The organism is Algoriphagus sp. (genome assembly GCF_030694375.1).
In the GTDB taxonomy this organism is placed as follows: Bacteria; Bacteroidota; Bacteroidia; order Cytophagales; family Cyclobacteriaceae; genus Algoriphagus.
This window is the reverse complement of record NZ_JAUXYL010000044.1, coordinates 123,848-139,317: the sequence shown is the minus strand read 5'-3', so window position 1 is coordinate 139,317 and position 15,470 is coordinate 123,848. Positions and strand designations below refer to the sequence as shown.

Here is a 15,470-nt window from a genome sequence, read left to right as displayed (position 1 = left end):
ACCATCGGTTACTTCATATTCTTCACGTCCAGCAAGCACTGAGGCTAAAGTGGACTTTCCTGAGCCGTTGGGGCCCATGATTGCGTGCACTTCGCCTGCTTTTACTTCCAGATTGATTCCTCTCAGGATTTCTGTTCCTTCGATAGATGCATGTAGATTTTTTATACTTAACATAATACTTATTTTTTATCCTTAATTCTGCCCTTGTTCCCCACACCTTTTAATTAATTGGTTGGAAGACCGATGACGGAAGACTGAAGCATTCCATCCTCCCTTTCCACAAGGCGAGAATTTGGTGATTTGAATTTTTAAATTTTGAACCTCGAATTTCAGATTTTTTAGCCAACAGAACCTTCCAGAGTCAATGCCAACAACTTCTGCGCTTCGACAGCGAATTCCATCGGGAGTTGGTTAAGAACTTCTTTTGCGTAGCCATTCACGATCAATGCAACAGCATCTTCCGTAGCGATACCTCTTTGGTTGCAATAGAAAATTTGGTCTTCGCCAATTTTTGAAGTCGTGGCTTCGTGCTCCACTTTGGCACTCGCATTATTGATATCGATGTAAGGGAATGTATGTGCCCCACAGCGATCACCCATTAATAAGGAGTCACATTGTGAAAAGTTCCGCGCATTGTCTGCACGCTTCATCACCTGTACTTGGCCTCGGTAAGAGTTTTGGGATTTGCCGGCAGAAATACCTTTGGAAACAATTCTGGACTTGGTGTTTTTGCCAATGTGAATCATTTTAGTCCCAGTATCGGCCTGCTGGTAGTTGTTTGTGACTGCAACAGAATAGAATTCTCCAATGGAGTGGTCCCCTTTGAGGATGCAGGAAGGATATTTCCAAGTCACTGCAGATCCGGTCTCTACCTGTGTCCAGGAAATTTTTGCGTAGTCACCTGCGCAAATTCCTCGCTTAGTCACAAAGTTGTAGATGCCCCCTTTGCCATTCTTGTCACCCGGGAACCAGTTCTGAACAGTAGAATATTTTACCTCTGCATGCGCTCCGGCGTAGATTTCCACTACAGCTGCGTGCAGTTGATTTTCATCACGCTGCGGAGCAGTACAGCCTTCCAAATAGGAAACATAAGATTCGTCTTCTGCTACAATCAACGTTCTTTCAAACTGACCTGTATTGGCAGCATTGATACGGAAGTAAGTAGAAAGTTCCATCGGACAACGAACGCCCTTAGGTATATAGCAGAATGAACCGTCAGAAAACACAGCTGAATTCAAGGCAGCATAATAGTTATCAGTCATGGGAACGACTGATCCTAAGTATTTTTTTACCAAATCTGGATGTTCTTTTACAGCTTCGCTGAACGAACAGAACACAATTCCCAGTTTGGAAAGCGTGCCTCTAAAAGTGGTAGCAACGGAAACTGAGTCAAGAACTGCATCTACTGCAATACCCTCCAATCTCTTTTGCTCATTTAAGGAGATACCCAAACGCTCATATATAGCAATCAATTCCGGGTCTATTTCATCCAGGTTTTTGGCTGACTTTTTTTGCTTTGGGGCAGAATAATATCGGAGTCCCTGTAGGTTGATTTTAGGATAATTGACATTAGCCCATTCTGGCTCGGTCATGGTCAACCAAGTACGAAAAGCTTTCAATCTCCACTCCAAAAGCCATTTCGGTTCTTCTTTTTTAGCGGATATCCATTGAATAATACCTTCATTCAAACCTATTGGGGCTTCGTCGGCTTCGAAATTGACCGACCAGCCATGTTCATATTCTTTGGAAGTGAATTCTTCTAAAATTGAGTTGTCTTTGCTCATAAGCTGAGTTATTTAGACTAATTACATTTTAACTGCGAAGGTATAACATAATATTAAAATACAATGTTCGCTGCCATTCGAAAAATCTATGGGAGATAGGTGATAAATAGAAAAAAGGCGCTTGATTCCTTGAAATCGCAATAAATACTTTTTAAAAAAAAAATCCGGCCTAGACCGGATTTTGAGTAGAATTTTGTTTTTTCGAGTTAAAATTATTTATCTAGATTTAATCTAAATAGAGTTATTTCTCCTTGTCAAAAAACTGAATGGGGCGATTGATACTTTCCTCTAGCACAATCAATGTTTCGGTTCGGTCGATTCCTTCCACTTTTTGGATGCTATCAAGCACAAGCCGGAGATGATTGGTATCTCTGCAAATAATCTTAGCAAAAATGGAATAATTACCTGTGGTGTAGTAGCCGCTGACCACTTCTGGGATTTCTTTCAACTTTTCAATCACATTATCATACAGCGAGCTTTTTTCCAGGTAGATTCCCAAAAATGCTGAAATGTCATATCCTAATTTGGAGAAATCAATATTCAGGGTGGCACTTTTTACTATTCCCATATCTTCCAGCTTCTTCATTCTTACATGGACCGTGCCTGAGGATACAAATACCTTTTTAGCAATTTCCGTGTAAGGAGTTTTTGCATCTTCGTTGAGCAACGAGATAATTTTCAGGTCTATGTTATCGATATCTAAAATTTTGTCCATTTTTTCGAAGAGGATTTAGATGATTTATAATAAATGATGCTGTAAATTAGAGATTGTTCAAAATATTGCAAAATTATTTTTTCAATTTGTAATTAATGCAAGAATCTATTTACTTTGGGCTAATTAATTAAAGACAATTGAAAATTTGGTCAGTGATTAAAAAATTTATATTTTAATCTATTAACGTTTCAAAAACCGAATTTTTGATATTTAAAATGAAAACTTTTAATCTCTAAAGTTATATTTGGGTTTATATTCTGAAAAGGGTCTTGCCAGTGGCAAGACTTTTTTGTTTCCCTTTTTAAAATTTAAAATACAAAAATTTGCATTTGAAACTTTTAAAAGTGCATATTTGGCCTTACATTTGTTTACATGCGCGATATGACAAGACTCAGGCAAATAATTGTGGTGATTTTCTTAGGACTGGCACTTACCTTCCCTCTGGAAAATGGAAATGCTGTAGCCCAACAAAACTCAGAAGCTTCAAATACTTCTTTGGGGATTGTTCACTTTCAAAGACTTAGTCTTCATAAACTATTAGCTGTTTCGGATTCCAAGGACTTTACAAAGCTCGAGGATTTAGAACTATCTCCTCTTTCACTCGTGGAGGAAAGCATTGCAAGGGATCTGAATTCACATTGGGCTTGGCCTGAATACACGCTTGAAATGATTGACAGTTATTCTCCCTTCCTTTTCAGAACTAAGAAAAGCCAAGACTTGGATGAGGTGACCATTTTGCTGGATGTGAATTCCAAAGGGAAAGTTTCAGGATATGAATTGGTGGGTGATGTGGATAAAGGACTAAAAGAGCGATTGGATCACATGATTCGAAAGCTTCCTGTTTGTAAGCCTGTACCGGGATATTCGAGCTATACCCCAGAGAGATTTGAGTTAACAATCAAAAAGTAGTCAGACCGGTTTTCCGGTCTTTTTTTTGAGCGGTTGGATAAGCTTTGGACGGCTTTACTATTTTTAGGGATCCAACTTTTGCGTTTTATGAAAAAAATCACACTTCTAGCATTTGCTTCCATCGTGACTGGAGTAGCGGCTGCTCAGGTTAGGTCTTTCCAAGAGGAAAAGCTATTCCCTGAGAAAAACGAAAAATCAAAATTCTACACCGTTTCCGGTGAACGCCACGGCCCGTCTTTTTTTAAAAAATTCGTGTTCCCTGAGGTAGAATACACTCCTGGCGAAAAGCTCACTTTTGATAAATATCACACCGTTGATGTCATGTATGCGTGGTATGAAAAGTGGGCAGCCCAATATCCGGATATCGTTGACCTCTACGTCATCGCTGAATCCTATGAGGGACGTCCGATCTATCAGATGACCCTGACCAATAAAAAAACAGGAAAAGACACCGACAAACCGGCAGCCTACTTCGAGGGGGGAAGACATTCAGGAGAAATCACAGCCAGTGAATCTATTCTTTGGATGACGCAACACCTTTTGGAGAATTATGGTAAAGATCCGGAAATCACCGCTCTGATAGATACTAAGTCCATCTACCTCCGACCACAAAATAATCCTGATGGATCCAATCTCTATCTCTTTACAGAGCAAAGAAATAGGAGTACCGTCCGTGCTTACGACAATGACAATGATGGACTGTTGGATGAAGACCCTGAAGAAGACTTGGACGGAGATGGCATTATTTACCAAATGAGAAAAAAGGCCATAACCCCTGAAGAAAAGGAAAAGGCCAACTTCATCATTGATCCGAAAGATCCGAAAGGGAGACTGATGAAACGGACTTTCCCCGGAAAAGGGGAATACTTGGTTTATACTGAAGGTATCGATAATGACGGAGACGGCAACTTTAATGAGGACGGAGTGGGGGGCTTGGATCTCCATCGAAATTACCCTGAAAACTGGAGACCCAACGCTGGTGGGGACTTGACCGGAAGAGGCTATACCCAAGGCGGGGCAGGAGAGTATCCGCTCAGTGAAATCGAAACCCGATCTACGGCGCTTTGGATGCTAAGTCATCCCAATATTTCTGTAGTCAACTCCATGGATACCCGAGTGCCTATGCACCTGAGACCACCATCCACCTCTAAATCCGAAGAACGAATGTATTCTCAGGATTTGGCTATATATAAGGAGATGGACAAGCTTGGGCTTTCATTTACCGCCTACCCTTGGGCAGGTGATGTGTATGAAACTTACTCAACTCGATACAAGGTCAATTCCATGACAGGAGATCCACTGAAGCCTGAACCGCTTTTTGGGCATGGACCGGATTTTGGCTATTTCTACTATGGCAGCATCTGGTATGGAGATGAGCTTTGGAATAACGGAGCCATGAAAGATTACGACGGCGACGGAATCTATGATGATTACGATGGACTCATGTGGGATGACGAGGCCAATGGAAGCAAGGGTTTCAAACTTTGGACTCCCTTTACCCATCCGCAACTTGGAGAAGTAGAAATCGGTGGATTTCATCCTAAATTCTTTGGCCAAAACGGCCCGCCTTGGCAGTTGGAAGACTGGGCCAAAAAGCAGGCGCTATTCAACCTTGCCATGGCCAAAAGACTTCCGCAGCTGACAATCAATGATATGAAAGTGAAGAAAATTGCTGCCGGTGAATTTGAGATCACCCTGGAATGGAGCAATACCGGAAAGCTTCCTGTGGCTTTGGAGCAAGCCAAACTGGTTAAAATTGTTCAGGAAGATCGTGTCTCGCTGGATTTTGACAAGGACCTGACCAAAGGATACGAAGCCGCCAAAGTGAAGATCACTTCTCCAACATTGTATGATAAAACAATCTATTCCGGCTATACTGGAGTGGGGGAGAAAAAAACCGCAACCTTCAAAGTCAAAGTGGACGGAACTGAAGCCGTGAAAGGGAAGATCAAACTTTCCTCTACCCGAGGAGGATTCCTCGAGCGTGAATTTACCCTTAACCAATAATTGATTACCATGAATAAGATGAACAGCTTTTTGCTGGCATTAATACTCGTTTTTGCTTCCCAAAATCTCTTTGCGCAGCAAAAAAGGTCTTTAACGCACGCTGATTACGACGGATGGGAGAGCCTTTCTTCGGAAAAAATCACCAAAAATGGCCAATACGTAGGCTATCAGATCAGCCCACAGGATGGCGATTCCCGTTTGGAGATTTTCCCATACAAATCTCCATCAACCAAGACCCTTATTCCAAGGGGATTGGGTTTTTCATTTACGGCTGACGATGCTTTTGCAGTGGGTAAAATTGCTCCGCAAAAAGATTCGGTAAAGGTCATGAAGCTTAAAAAGAAAAAGGCGGATGACATGCCCAAAGACAGCTTGTTTATCCTACAACTTGCATCAGGGAAACTTGAAAAACTGCCCCGGGTGAAGTCATTCGCGCTTCCTACTGAAAAAGGAAGTTGGATTGCAGTTCACTTTGAAAAGGAATTGCCAAAAAAGGCGGATCCTGCTGACTCAACCAAAAAGGCTGAAAAACCTAAGAAAACAGATGGGACAAAACTTCTGGTCAGGTCTTTGGATGGAGCAAAGTCATGGGAATTTGAACGGGTGAAAAATTTCGGATTTGCTCAAAATGGCGATTTTCTGCATTACACATTAGCTGAGGAAGATACGCTGGATAATGCTGCAATTTATATTTTAAACCTCTCCACAGGGGAAAGCAAGCTGGTTCATGAGAAGATGACAACTTATTCCAATGTGTCATTTTCTCCACAATCCAAGCATTTGGCCTTTATCGCCACAGATGATTCCCTGAAGGCCAAAAAGCCGGTTCACGCTTTGCATCTTTATTCAGTTTCTGCGGGTTCTATTTCCAGCATCGAAAAATCTACGGCAGGTATTATGTCGGGAGGCAGAATCAGTCCGGATGGAAATATTCGTTTTTCGGAAGATGAAACTCGCCTGTTTTTTGGAGTGGCTAAGGATTATGTTGATTATGCTTATGCAAATGATACCACTATTCTGGATGAAGAGCGGGTGAGTTTGGATATTTGGGGCTGGCAGGATGCTGAGATTCAACCTATGCAACTGGTAAATCGAAACACAGCTGAAAAAAAGACCTATTTGTCAGTTCTGGAGATTGGTTCCGGAAAAGTGATCCAACTGGGATCAGAAATTTTGGAAAATGTATCCCTTGAAAATAAAATCACTAAGGACGTAGCCCTTGCTTCAACTGATTCACCTTATCGAAGGGCGTACAGTTGGGATATTCAGATTGGCAGAGATGTGTATTTGGTAGATTTTAAGACGGGGAATTCTACCTTGATCGCAGAGAATGCTTCAGGTTTTGCAAGACTTTCTCCTGAGGCCAAGTATGCCTATTGGTATGATAGCAAGGATAGTTCATGGGTAGCCTATGATTTGGCTTCCAAAGCAAAAATCAACTTGACCAAAGCACTTCCTGTTCCTTTCTTTGAGGAATTGCACGATTCCCCTTCTCTTCCGGGCAACTATGGTTCTGAAGGTTGGCTGTCAGATGATTCAGCCATTTTAATCAATGATCGGTTTGATATTTGGAAAATAGATCCAAAAAACCCTTCGGGAGCAGTTAATTTGACGATGGGAGAGGGGCGCAAAAACCAGTTGGTCTTTCGAAGAGAGCGCTTAAGATTTGATGAAACATCCATCGATCCAAAGGAAGCTTTGATTCTTTCCGCCTTCAATGAAAACAATAAAAATTCAGGTTTCTTTACCACAACTTTTGACGGGAAAGTGGCTCCAAAGCAGCTTTTGATGTCCGCCCACCGCTATGCGGGACTGACCAAGGCAAAGGAATCTGCTCAGATTCTGGTCCGAAGAAGTACTTATAAGGAAAATCCGGATGTTTACCTGGCTGATCTTACTTTCAAAAACCTCACCAAAGCATCCAACCTGAATCCGCAGCAAGCAAATGTGAAATGGGGATCTGTGGAATTGATTTCCTATTTGGCCAATGATGGCACCCCGCTTCAGGGTCTGCTGTTCAAGCCGGAAGGGTTTGATTCGACTAAGAAATACCCGATGATGGTTTATTTCTACGAAAGAAACAGCGATACCTTCCATAATTACCGTGCTCCTGCTCCAAGTCGGTCCACGATCAATATCCCGTATTTTGTCAGCAATGACTACCTGGTCTTTGTCCCCGATATCAAGTATGACCTTGGGCTTCCGGGACCGAGTGCCTACAACTGCATCATTCCGGGTGTCCAAGCTGTAATCGCCAAAGGTGGAGTGGACGTAGCCAATATGGCTATTCAGGGTCAAAGTTGGGGTGGGTATCAAGTAGCGCACTTGATCACTCGGACCAATATGTTCAAAGCTGCCGGAGCTGGTGCGCCTGTGGTCAACATGACTTCTGCCTATGGAGGAATCCGATGGGGTACGGGTATGAGTCGCATGTTCCAATACGAGCAAACTCAATCCAGAATTGGGGGAACGCTATGGGAGAAACCACTTTATTATCTTGAGAACTCGCCGCTATTCACTATGGATCGAGTGCAAACTCCTGTCTTGATCATGCACAACGATGCCGATGGATCAGTGCCTTGGTATCAGGGGATCGAAATGTTTATGGCTTTGAAGCGATTGGATAAGCCAGCTTGGTTGCTTCAGTACAATGGAGAAGATCACAATTTGGTGCAGCGTAAAAATGCCAAAGACCTGTCAGTCCGACTGAGTCAGTTCTTTGATCACTATTTAAAAGGAGCTCCGGCGCCACTCTGGATGACCGAAGGTCTTCCTGCAGTGGAAAAAGGAAAAACGCTGAAATATGAATTGAGTAATTAACCTTAAAAAGCCCCGAAATTTGAAGAATTCGGGGCTTTTTTATTTTTGATTCAATTTTTCAAAAATTCTAAACTTTGGAATAGAATTTTTAAACCAAACCCGCTTTGGAAGCTAAATGAATTAATGCAGCAACATTTTTTGCTTCAAACTTGATCATCAGATTTTTGCGGTGAGTATCCACGGTAGTGGCACTAATAAATAGTTTTTCAGCTATTTCCAGATTTGTTAAACCAGCCGCAATCCATTCAAGGACTTCTTTTTCCCGTCGGGTTAAAATCGGTAAATCTTTTTCGGAATGGCTTCTCAAACCTTGGACCGCTTCAAAACTCAAGTAGGTTTTAAAGGCTTTTGCCGCTTGAATAGCCTTGAGTAGTTCTTCCTTGCTGGCATTTTTTAATACATATCCACTTGCACCATTTTCAATCATTTTCTCAACAAAACTCCGTTGGTTGAAAGTGCTGAGCCCAAGAATACGGATTCCGGGATAGTGGCTTTTAACCTCTTTGCAAAGCTCAATTCCGGACATTCCAGGCATACTGATATCCATCAAAATCACCTCAGGTTCCTGCCGCTGAAGAAAAGCGAGGCAAGATTCACCATTGGTGGCATGCCCCATCCATTCGATATCTTCCTCCTGTTGAAGAAGAGATCTGATTCCTTCGATGACCATGTAGTGGTCGTCTACGATAAAAAGCCGCGTTTTCATGGAATTTGCACTTCAATATGTATGCTGCTTCCCTTTCCCGGGGAGGAGTCCAAGGTGACTTTGGCATTGAGGTATTCGAGCCGGCTTTTGATATTGGTCCAGCCAATTCCTGTACTGAGTAACATTTTTGAATGCTCAAAACCCTTCCCATCATCTTCTACATCCAGCAAGATCAGATTTTCGTTTTTTGTGAGTTGTACCAAGGCTTGTTTTGCTTCAGCATGTTTCAAAATGTTATTCACTAGTTCTTGGATGATTCTGTACAGTGAAATGGCGATAGTTTGATCGATTTGCTCATCCTTTAGCCCGATCGAAATGTATCGGAGTTGAATGACACCGCTTAAATTGATGTCATCAAAAAAATCTCTCAAGGCAGAATCCAAACCAAATTTGATCAGATTTTCAGGCATCAAATTATGGGCGACTCGTCTCATCTCTGAAATGGAAGTGTCTAGCATGTCCAAGCTCCGTTCGAATAGCTGTGCATTTTCGGGGGTTAATATCAGATTGCCCTTCATGGTTTGAAATGAAAATTTAATTCCTGAAAGCATTCCACCCAAGCCATCGTGCAGGTCTTTTGCCAGTCTGCTTCGCTCCTGTTCTTCGCCTTTCAAAACTGCTTCGGTTGCTGTCAGTTGTTTTTCGGTTTCGAGTTCCTTGATCCTCTGAAGTTGGAGTCGTTGTTTGTGCTGGTTTTTTCGCTGAATCAACATGCCAATTGCAGAAAGTGAGAAAGCCAAAATGACCAAAATCCAGATCGTCAGTTGTCTTTTTTGATTGACCGCCTGCTGAGTCGCATTTTGTGATTCCAGCTGAAGAATTTGATTTCGTTGTTTTTCTGACTCGTATTTCTTTTCGAGTTCGAGGGTTTTGCCTTGGATTTCCTCATTGATCAGCCTATCTCCCAAAAGCTCTGACTGCTTCATCGCCTCTCTGGCTCGAGGAATATCCTGCAAGGCAAAATAGACATTGGAAAGTTGTAAAAGGGACTTTTGCCGCTCTAAGGGGTATTCAGTTTCCAGAGCCAAATCCACCGATTTTTTGACCAAATCCAAGGCTGAAGTTGGATTCTTTCGGTAAAGCTGAACAATACTCAATCCCCGAAGCGCAATAATTTCTCCCTCTTTTGCTTCTAGTTGACGAAACAAATCCGAAGCCTGGATATAGGTTTTTTCCATATTCGGATAGTCATTGATTTGGCTGTATGAATCCCCAAGATTTAGCAATGCAGTTCCCTGCATGTTGAGATCTTTGGTTTCAATTCCGATTTGCAGCGCTTGCTGGTACAAGGAAATAGCCTCGGAAGTTTTTCTCAATTTGGAGTAGGACAATCCCAGGTTATTCATCACCGTTCCAATCATTCGCTGGTCTCCCGCTATTTCATAAAGCTCCATTGCTTCAAGTCCAACCTCTATAGCCCTATCGTGGAGTTTCAGATCTGAATACAGCACCTGAAGCAGATTTAGGATAAAGCCGCGCATGCCATTATCCCCAATTTTCTCAAAAATCAACTTGCCTTGCTGATAATAGTCTGCAGCTGTTTCGTAGTCGGAAAGGTATCGATATACCGAACCGGTATTAAGTAAGGTTTTGCCAAGTTGGACAGAATCCTTGATCTCTTGCGCCAGCTCAACTGCCTTTAAATTATAGTATAAGGATGAATCAAATTTGCCTTGGACGTTGAGCACATAGGTGTAATTGTGTGAAAACTTGATCTCACCGACGCGATAGCCGATTTTTTTGCTCAGATTTAGCCCGTTTCTATAATACTCCTTGGCCAATTCCGGTTCTGAATTTTCATATTGCTGACCGATTTGATAGTATAGCTCCACGGTGGATATTTCCTCCTTGGCCTTCGGCAAAAGTCCAAGCAGGCTGTCCAAGTCCAAAACCTGTTGGCCAAAAATGGTCAAGGGAAACAAGAGGAAAAGGAAGAAAAGCAATCTTTTCATCGGAAGTCTTGGGATGTTGTTTAAAAGGCCCTAATAATCTACTCAAATCCTTCAAAGAATCCGCTGGTGGCAACAGCAATTGTTTCTCCCAAACCTATTTGGTTTTTTCCCCGCAATACATCCCTGTTTTACAGGATTTTTTAGAAAGGAAGAAATATCCTGTTTTTACAGGATTTCGGAATTGCGTTGTCTCTCCTAGGTTTATTTTGATTTTAATCTAATCCACTCCTCCTATGAAAGCCTTGATGACACCAATTCTCGTTTGTTTCCTTCCATTTTACATCATGGCTCAAAAAAATGTGATTCCAGCTTCGCGAATTCCAGCTTTGAATCTTTCGCTGCCCGATGGTGCCAAACAGGACAAGCGATTTCTAATCACACTGGCTGCAGCAACCCTTCTAGAATCGGAAGTACAAGATCCCAAAATTAACCTCACTGATGTTGAGGTGTATTTCCTTCCACCGGCTTCACAGTCTGGATTTAATGGGGATGTTCTATTGAACAATCTGGAAAAATCCGGTTTTCAAATTCTCCCAACCAAGGATGAGAAAATGGCTTGGTTGATGAAAGGAGCCACCACATTTCTGATTTATTTCTCCATGGATAAATCAGAAACCAGTTTTTATTTGGCGAAGTCCAATATGCCTCCCAAAGCTCAAAATCAAGGAACAACTGCTCCTACACCAGCGTCAAACTTACAGGCGGGGGCCCTGACTGTTCCAGCACATATTCCACCTTTGCCACCTGGTCGGTCAGCTACAACTCCGAGTTTGGTCCCGACTCTGCCTCAAACTTCAGCGCCAATACAAACTGCCCCTATGGAGAAGCCCTCACCAACCGTGCAGAAACCCTCATCTCCCCCTCCAACTTTTTCAGGTTATCAATTTAGTACCAGCAATTTTGATGATGGCTGGGTTGCCAGTATCCAACCGGATGGGGTGGTAGTGCAAAAAGGTGGGACAAAAGTCTATCTGTTTTTTGTGCTTCCTTATCAGAGCGAAAACTTCTCCGGAACCGGGGTGATGGATCGGGATTATTACTGGGATAATCACATTACTCCGCTTTTCAAAACAAGCTCTAAATCCTATCAGGACGGAGGGGAGTTTATCAGTTCCATGCAGCCAAAATACGTGGAAGGCTGGGGGCAGGATCCTCAAACAGGTCAACGACGCTTTATTGGAATGTTTCTCACCGTTTCACCCAATGCTGCTATGCTTACGGTGGCCAGTTCTTCTGATGAAGCAAACTTTAGACAGACCTTCCCTAAAGCTGCTGATCGTTGGGATTCAGACCTTTTAAGGATGAGTAGCTACAATAAGTTTGCTGTGGGCCCAAATGACATAAATGGCACCTGGCAAAGTGGCGGATCTCAAATGACCCAATGGTATAACTCAGTGACTGGAGCGTATGCCGGAGCCACGTTTGCGGCTTCAAGTGCGACCTTTTCCTTTTCCGGAAACACCTATTCCAGCATCCACAATGGTGCAACAGGAGCGGTAGGAGCGATGAATACCTTTCAACAGGAATACAAAGGAAATGCTACGATCTCCAATTGGAGTATCACAATGACAAATCGCTACCAAGGAAAAACCCAGCAGTTTGATGCACATTTTCAGGCGGTGAGAGGTGGGCGATTACTTTATTTAAATGATCGGTCAGGCGGGGAATATACCCTTGTGAAGATCAAGTAACTTAATTTTTGCCTTTTCCCTTGCCTTTTTGTGGTTCAGCCACTCTGCGGAGATCTTTCATAGGCTTGGCCTTTCCTTTAGGCTGGGGCTTAGTAGGATCTTGGACGGTAGGTTCTGGTGTTGGTTGGATATCTAGTATAGACAATACTTGCATTATCTCATCATTGCAAGCGCCAGAGTTCGCTTCGTAAAGGAAACCAGTGGTTTCATTTGAATTTGAAAGTGTTATCATAAATATCAAATTATACTGAGGATTGTTATGTGCTATTAAAGTTCTAAATATAATCCACCCTTCTTGCTCAATTTTCTCAACAGGGTAATGGGTGAAATTCTGTGATCCCAGTTCGTTGATTTTTTGACTCCCTAATTCAAGAAATTCCTCTTCTGTGTCTATGATTGTTTGGGTCGTGGGAAAAAAGGCTATCCTACATCCGGGGTTGGCTGGATTGAATAGGACCAGATTGTCGGAAACCTCTGCAACTTCCCAATGATCGGGGATTTGGTAGGTCAGGATTCCGAATTTATTCTGGGCGAAAAGATTTCCGGTGAGTACCAGAATCAGGCAGGCAATGGCAAGTGTTTTCATAATGAGTATGGGTTTTTGATTTCCCAATTATTCCCAATTATCTCCTGCCTTTCTATCCCTTAAAAGGAGGATTTTTTTATGATTGGATTTTGATTTATAAAATATTTTGTCAAGGCAAGCTGGGCATTTCCAAAAATCCCCTTTTTACAGGATGTCGGGACAGGTTGAGATCAACTAGCTTTCCCATGTTATCAAAGGCTTTCCCAGCCAAATTTCTGCGCAATGAAAAACCTGACTTTAGCCGCTTTAATGATCTTCTTAGGGCTTTTTCTGTTTGATTCTGTCAAAGTTTCAGCCCAGGAAAAACCTCCCACCAAGGAGGAACTGAAAAAAATGGTGGAGGAACTGGATCCTGAGGAGCTGGAGATGATGAAGAAAATGGGAATTGACGTGTCCCTACTTGGCAAAATGGACTTATCCGATGCTTATAATGAAGATGAGGGGAAAGATTTCCCAGAAATAGATGAGGCCCGAATTGCACAAGCTAAAAAAACGACTCTAAAAAGTGCTGAATTGGCCCCCTATTTGGCAAAAGTTCATGCGGGAGTTTCCTCCAAATTTGGATCAAAGGCCACATCCAATGCCCAAGAACTTTTTGCCTTGGCCGGATCTCCGGCAGAAAAAGCACAACTGGCAAATGGGCTTTGGATGTTCGGTTCTACCGCTTATGCGATTTTGGTGCTGGGAAATACCCTGCAATCAGATCCTGATAATGCCGATTACCTCAATAATTACGCGGCTTTTCTCACTATGGCAGGGGCGGAAGAAGCAGCATTGCCCATCCTGAAATACCTCAATTCGACGTATCCCAAAAATAGCACCGTGTTGAATAACATGGCTCAGGCCTGGTTTGGATTGGGAGACATTCCAACGGCCGAAGCCTACATCGACAGCACACTGATGCTCTATCCCGGTCACTCCCAAGCAAATTTGACTAAAAGTGTCATCGAGGAGAAAAAAGGAAACAAAACCGCTGCTGCCTTAGCCATGAAAAAAAGCATCAAATCCGGATATAGTCCTGAGAAAGAAAAAAAGATCAAAGACTTCGGCCATAAAATCACCCCAAATGATTTGACGTTTTACCCACCCCTGAATGAAGACCCGATGGGTCTGGTGCACATGAATTGGCCTAAATACCCTAAAAATGTCTTTGAAAGTGAGGTATTGGAGAAAGAGTGGATTGCCTATCGAGAAGGTATAAGTTGGATGTCTGATAAGATCTCTGCAAAGATGGATATGCTTTATGAGCAGTTGGAAGAGGAAATGGATAAGCAAATGGAAAGTTTTGTTCCAATGGGTCAAAATGCAGAAGGTTCATTCACTCAGTTGATTTTTTCTCCTAAGATCCGCGCACTTCAGGAATACTATGAGGGAGAAAACGGAGAATTGGAGGCCAAAAAGTACGATGAAATCGTGGAAGCGGGTTATCTCCTTCAGGAAAAAGCCAAAAAAATCGAAGATGATTATGGAGACAAATTGGCTGAATTGACTGAATCCATGGGGGATCGTATCGGAGAGGGTTCAAGCAAGGCAGACATGGAGGCCTATTGCCAATCAATGAATCAAATAAAGAGTGAATACCTGAGGGAAATCAATGACCTTTTTGAAACCGAAAACTTAAAATCCATAGACTATTGGAAAAAGTCGCTAAGCTGGAAAATGAATTACTTTCAATTCAGTTTGATGCCAGATCAGTTTGAATGGGAAAAACTCAAAGCACACGGGATTTGGCTAGGAATGATTAGTGGTCAGGAAGTCCGGTTTGGCAATCCCTGCGTCTATGTGGATGATGAGGAAGAGGAAGAAGCCGAAACGGGCGAGCTGGCAGATTTTTACGAAATGACCTGCACGCAAAAAAGCGTATTGAATTTAGGGGTAGGCACCATCACTATTGAATGCAACAAGATGACCACCAAACTGGACTCGAAATTTTTCAAATACACGGTCAAGGAAAACATGGATACAGATCAGATAATCAAAGGTTCGGTAGAGTTCGGCTTTGATGCTGACTTGGCGGAACCCGCCAAATGGGGACCGGTAAAGGCTGAATTGAAAGGGGAGATTTATGGGTTTGTTGAATTTGATGCAAATGGATTTACTGACGGAGGGGTGAAAGTTGGTGCCAAAGCAGGGGCAAGTACCAATTTGGTCAGCGATTCCAATTCAAAGGCTTCTTTAGGTTTCGCCGATGACCAATCCTCCACCTTTGTCGGTGCAGAAGCACGATGGGGCTGGAATAGTGGGCCATCTATGGAAGGAAAAGGAATTCTTAGAGGACTATCTACCAAATAATAATCAAG

General features: G+C 42.6%; 11 protein-coding genes. 5 read left to right on the top strand and 6 right to left on the bottom strand.

What is annotated here, in order from left to right:
* The 3 genes from Q8M62_RS18570 to Q8M62_RS18560 all read right to left on the bottom strand — a co-directional run.
* On the bottom strand, positions 1–174 hold a 174-nt coding region (locus tag Q8M62_RS18570; RefSeq protein WP_305668237.1), incomplete at its 3' end, for an ATP-binding cassette domain-containing protein.
* 164 nt (positions 175–338) lie between these two features.
* On the bottom strand, positions 339–1,784 hold the full coding sequence (sufB, locus tag Q8M62_RS18565) for a Fe-S cluster assembly protein SufB (RefSeq protein WP_304901272.1): 1,446 nt from the start codon (positions 1,782–1,784) through the stop codon (positions 339–341).
* A 241-nt stretch (positions 1,785–2,025) separates the two neighbouring features.
* Positions 2,026–2,499, bottom strand: coding sequence for an Lrp/AsnC ligand binding domain-containing protein (locus Q8M62_RS18560; RefSeq protein ID WP_111672109.1), 474 nt, complete (start codon positions 2,497–2,499; stop codon positions 2,026–2,028).
* A 372-nt stretch (positions 2,500–2,871) separates the two neighbouring features.
* Here Q8M62_RS18560 and Q8M62_RS18555 point away from each other — a divergent pair, with 372 nt between their 5' ends.
* The 3 genes from Q8M62_RS18555 (at position 2,872) to Q8M62_RS18545 (ending at position 8,235) form a co-directional block, all read left to right on the top strand.
* Complete coding sequence (locus Q8M62_RS18555) at positions 2,872–3,408, top strand: hypothetical protein (protein ID WP_304901271.1); 537 nt, start codon at positions 2,872–2,874, stop codon at positions 3,406–3,408.
* An 87-nt stretch (positions 3,409–3,495) separates the two neighbouring features.
* Positions 3,496–5,415 (top strand): M14 family metallopeptidase, encoded by a 1,920-nt coding sequence (locus Q8M62_RS18550; protein ID WP_304901270.1) that lies wholly within the window; start codon positions 3,496–3,498, stop codon positions 5,413–5,415.
* Between the two features lie 9 nt (positions 5,416–5,424).
* Positions 5,425–8,235: a prolyl oligopeptidase family serine peptidase gene (locus tag Q8M62_RS18545; RefSeq protein WP_370690564.1), complete on the top strand. Its 2,811-nt coding sequence runs from the start codon at positions 5,425–5,427 to the stop codon at positions 8,233–8,235.
* A gap of 88 nt (positions 8,236–8,323) precedes the next feature.
* On the opposite strand, the gene Q8M62_RS18540 is transcribed toward Q8M62_RS18545, so the two are convergent.
* Together Q8M62_RS18540 and Q8M62_RS18535 are read right to left on the bottom strand one after the other, a co-directional pair.
* Positions 8,324–8,941 carry a response regulator transcription factor gene (locus Q8M62_RS18540; RefSeq protein WP_092730104.1) on the bottom strand — a complete coding sequence of 206 codons (618 nt, stop codon included), beginning with the start codon at positions 8,939–8,941 and terminating at the stop codon, positions 8,324–8,326.
* On the bottom strand, positions 8,938–10,893 hold the full coding sequence (locus Q8M62_RS18535) for a tetratricopeptide repeat-containing sensor histidine kinase (RefSeq protein WP_304901269.1): 1,956 nt from the start codon (positions 10,891–10,893) through the stop codon (positions 8,938–8,940). Before Q8M62_RS18535 ends, Q8M62_RS18540 begins: the two co-directional genes overlap by 4 nt.
* A gap of 233 nt (positions 10,894–11,126) precedes the next feature.
* Here Q8M62_RS18535 and Q8M62_RS18530 point away from each other — a divergent pair, with 233 nt between their 5' ends.
* Positions 11,127–12,584, top strand: coding sequence for a hypothetical protein (locus Q8M62_RS18530; protein WP_304901268.1), 1,458 nt, complete (start codon positions 11,127–11,129; stop codon positions 12,582–12,584).
* Between the two features lies 1 nt (position 12,585).
* Here the strand turns inward: Q8M62_RS18530 and Q8M62_RS18525 are convergent, their stop codons facing one another.
* Positions 12,586–13,170, bottom strand: coding sequence for a hypothetical protein (locus tag Q8M62_RS18525; RefSeq protein ID WP_304901267.1), 585 nt, complete (start codon positions 13,168–13,170; stop codon positions 12,586–12,588).
* A gap of 222 nt (positions 13,171–13,392) precedes the next feature.
* On the opposite strand from Q8M62_RS18525, the gene Q8M62_RS18520 reads away from it, so the two are divergent.
* Entirely contained in the window at positions 13,393–15,462 is a 2,070-nt protein-coding gene (locus Q8M62_RS18520; protein WP_304901266.1) for a M48 family metallopeptidase, read from the top strand.
* Positions 15,463–15,470 lie beyond the last annotated feature (8 nt).

What these genes read in the sequence shown, in the direction of transcription:
- Q8M62_RS18555 (WP_304901271.1), top strand. Translation starts at nt 2,872, where the DNA reads ATGCGCGATATGACAAGACTCAGGCAAATAATTGTGGTGATTTTCTTA.
- Q8M62_RS18550 (WP_304901270.1), top strand. Translation starts at nt 3,496, where the DNA reads ATGAAAAAAATCACACTTCTAGCATTTGCTTCCATCGTGACTGGAGTA.
- Q8M62_RS18520 (WP_304901266.1), top strand. Translation starts at nt 13,393, where the DNA reads ATGAAAAACCTGACTTTAGCCGCTTTAATGATCTTCTTAGGGCTTTTT.
- Q8M62_RS18530 (WP_304901268.1), top strand. Translation starts at nt 11,127, where the DNA reads ATGAAAGCCTTGATGACACCAATTCTCGTTTGTTTCCTTCCATTTTAC.
- sufB (WP_304901272.1), bottom strand. Translation starts at nt 1,784, where the DNA reads ATGAGCAAAGACAACTCAATTTTAGAAGAATTCACTTCCAAAGAATAT.
- Q8M62_RS18535 (WP_304901269.1), bottom strand. Translation starts at nt 10,893, where the DNA reads ATGAAAAGATTGCTTTTCTTCCTTTTCCTCTTGTTTCCCTTGACCATT.
- Q8M62_RS18540 (WP_092730104.1), bottom strand. Translation starts at nt 8,941, where the DNA reads ATGAAAACGCGGCTTTTTATCGTAGACGACCACTACATGGTCATCGAA.
- Q8M62_RS18560 (WP_111672109.1), bottom strand. Translation starts at nt 2,499, where the DNA reads ATGGACAAAATTTTAGATATCGATAACATAGACCTGAAAATTATCTCG.
- Q8M62_RS18545 (WP_370690564.1), top strand. Translation starts at nt 5,425, where the DNA reads ATGAATAAGATGAACAGCTTTTTGCTGGCATTAATACTCGTTTTTGCT.
- Q8M62_RS18525 (WP_304901267.1), bottom strand. Translation starts at nt 13,170, where the DNA reads ATGAAAACACTTGCCATTGCCTGCCTGATTCTGGTACTCACCGGAAAT.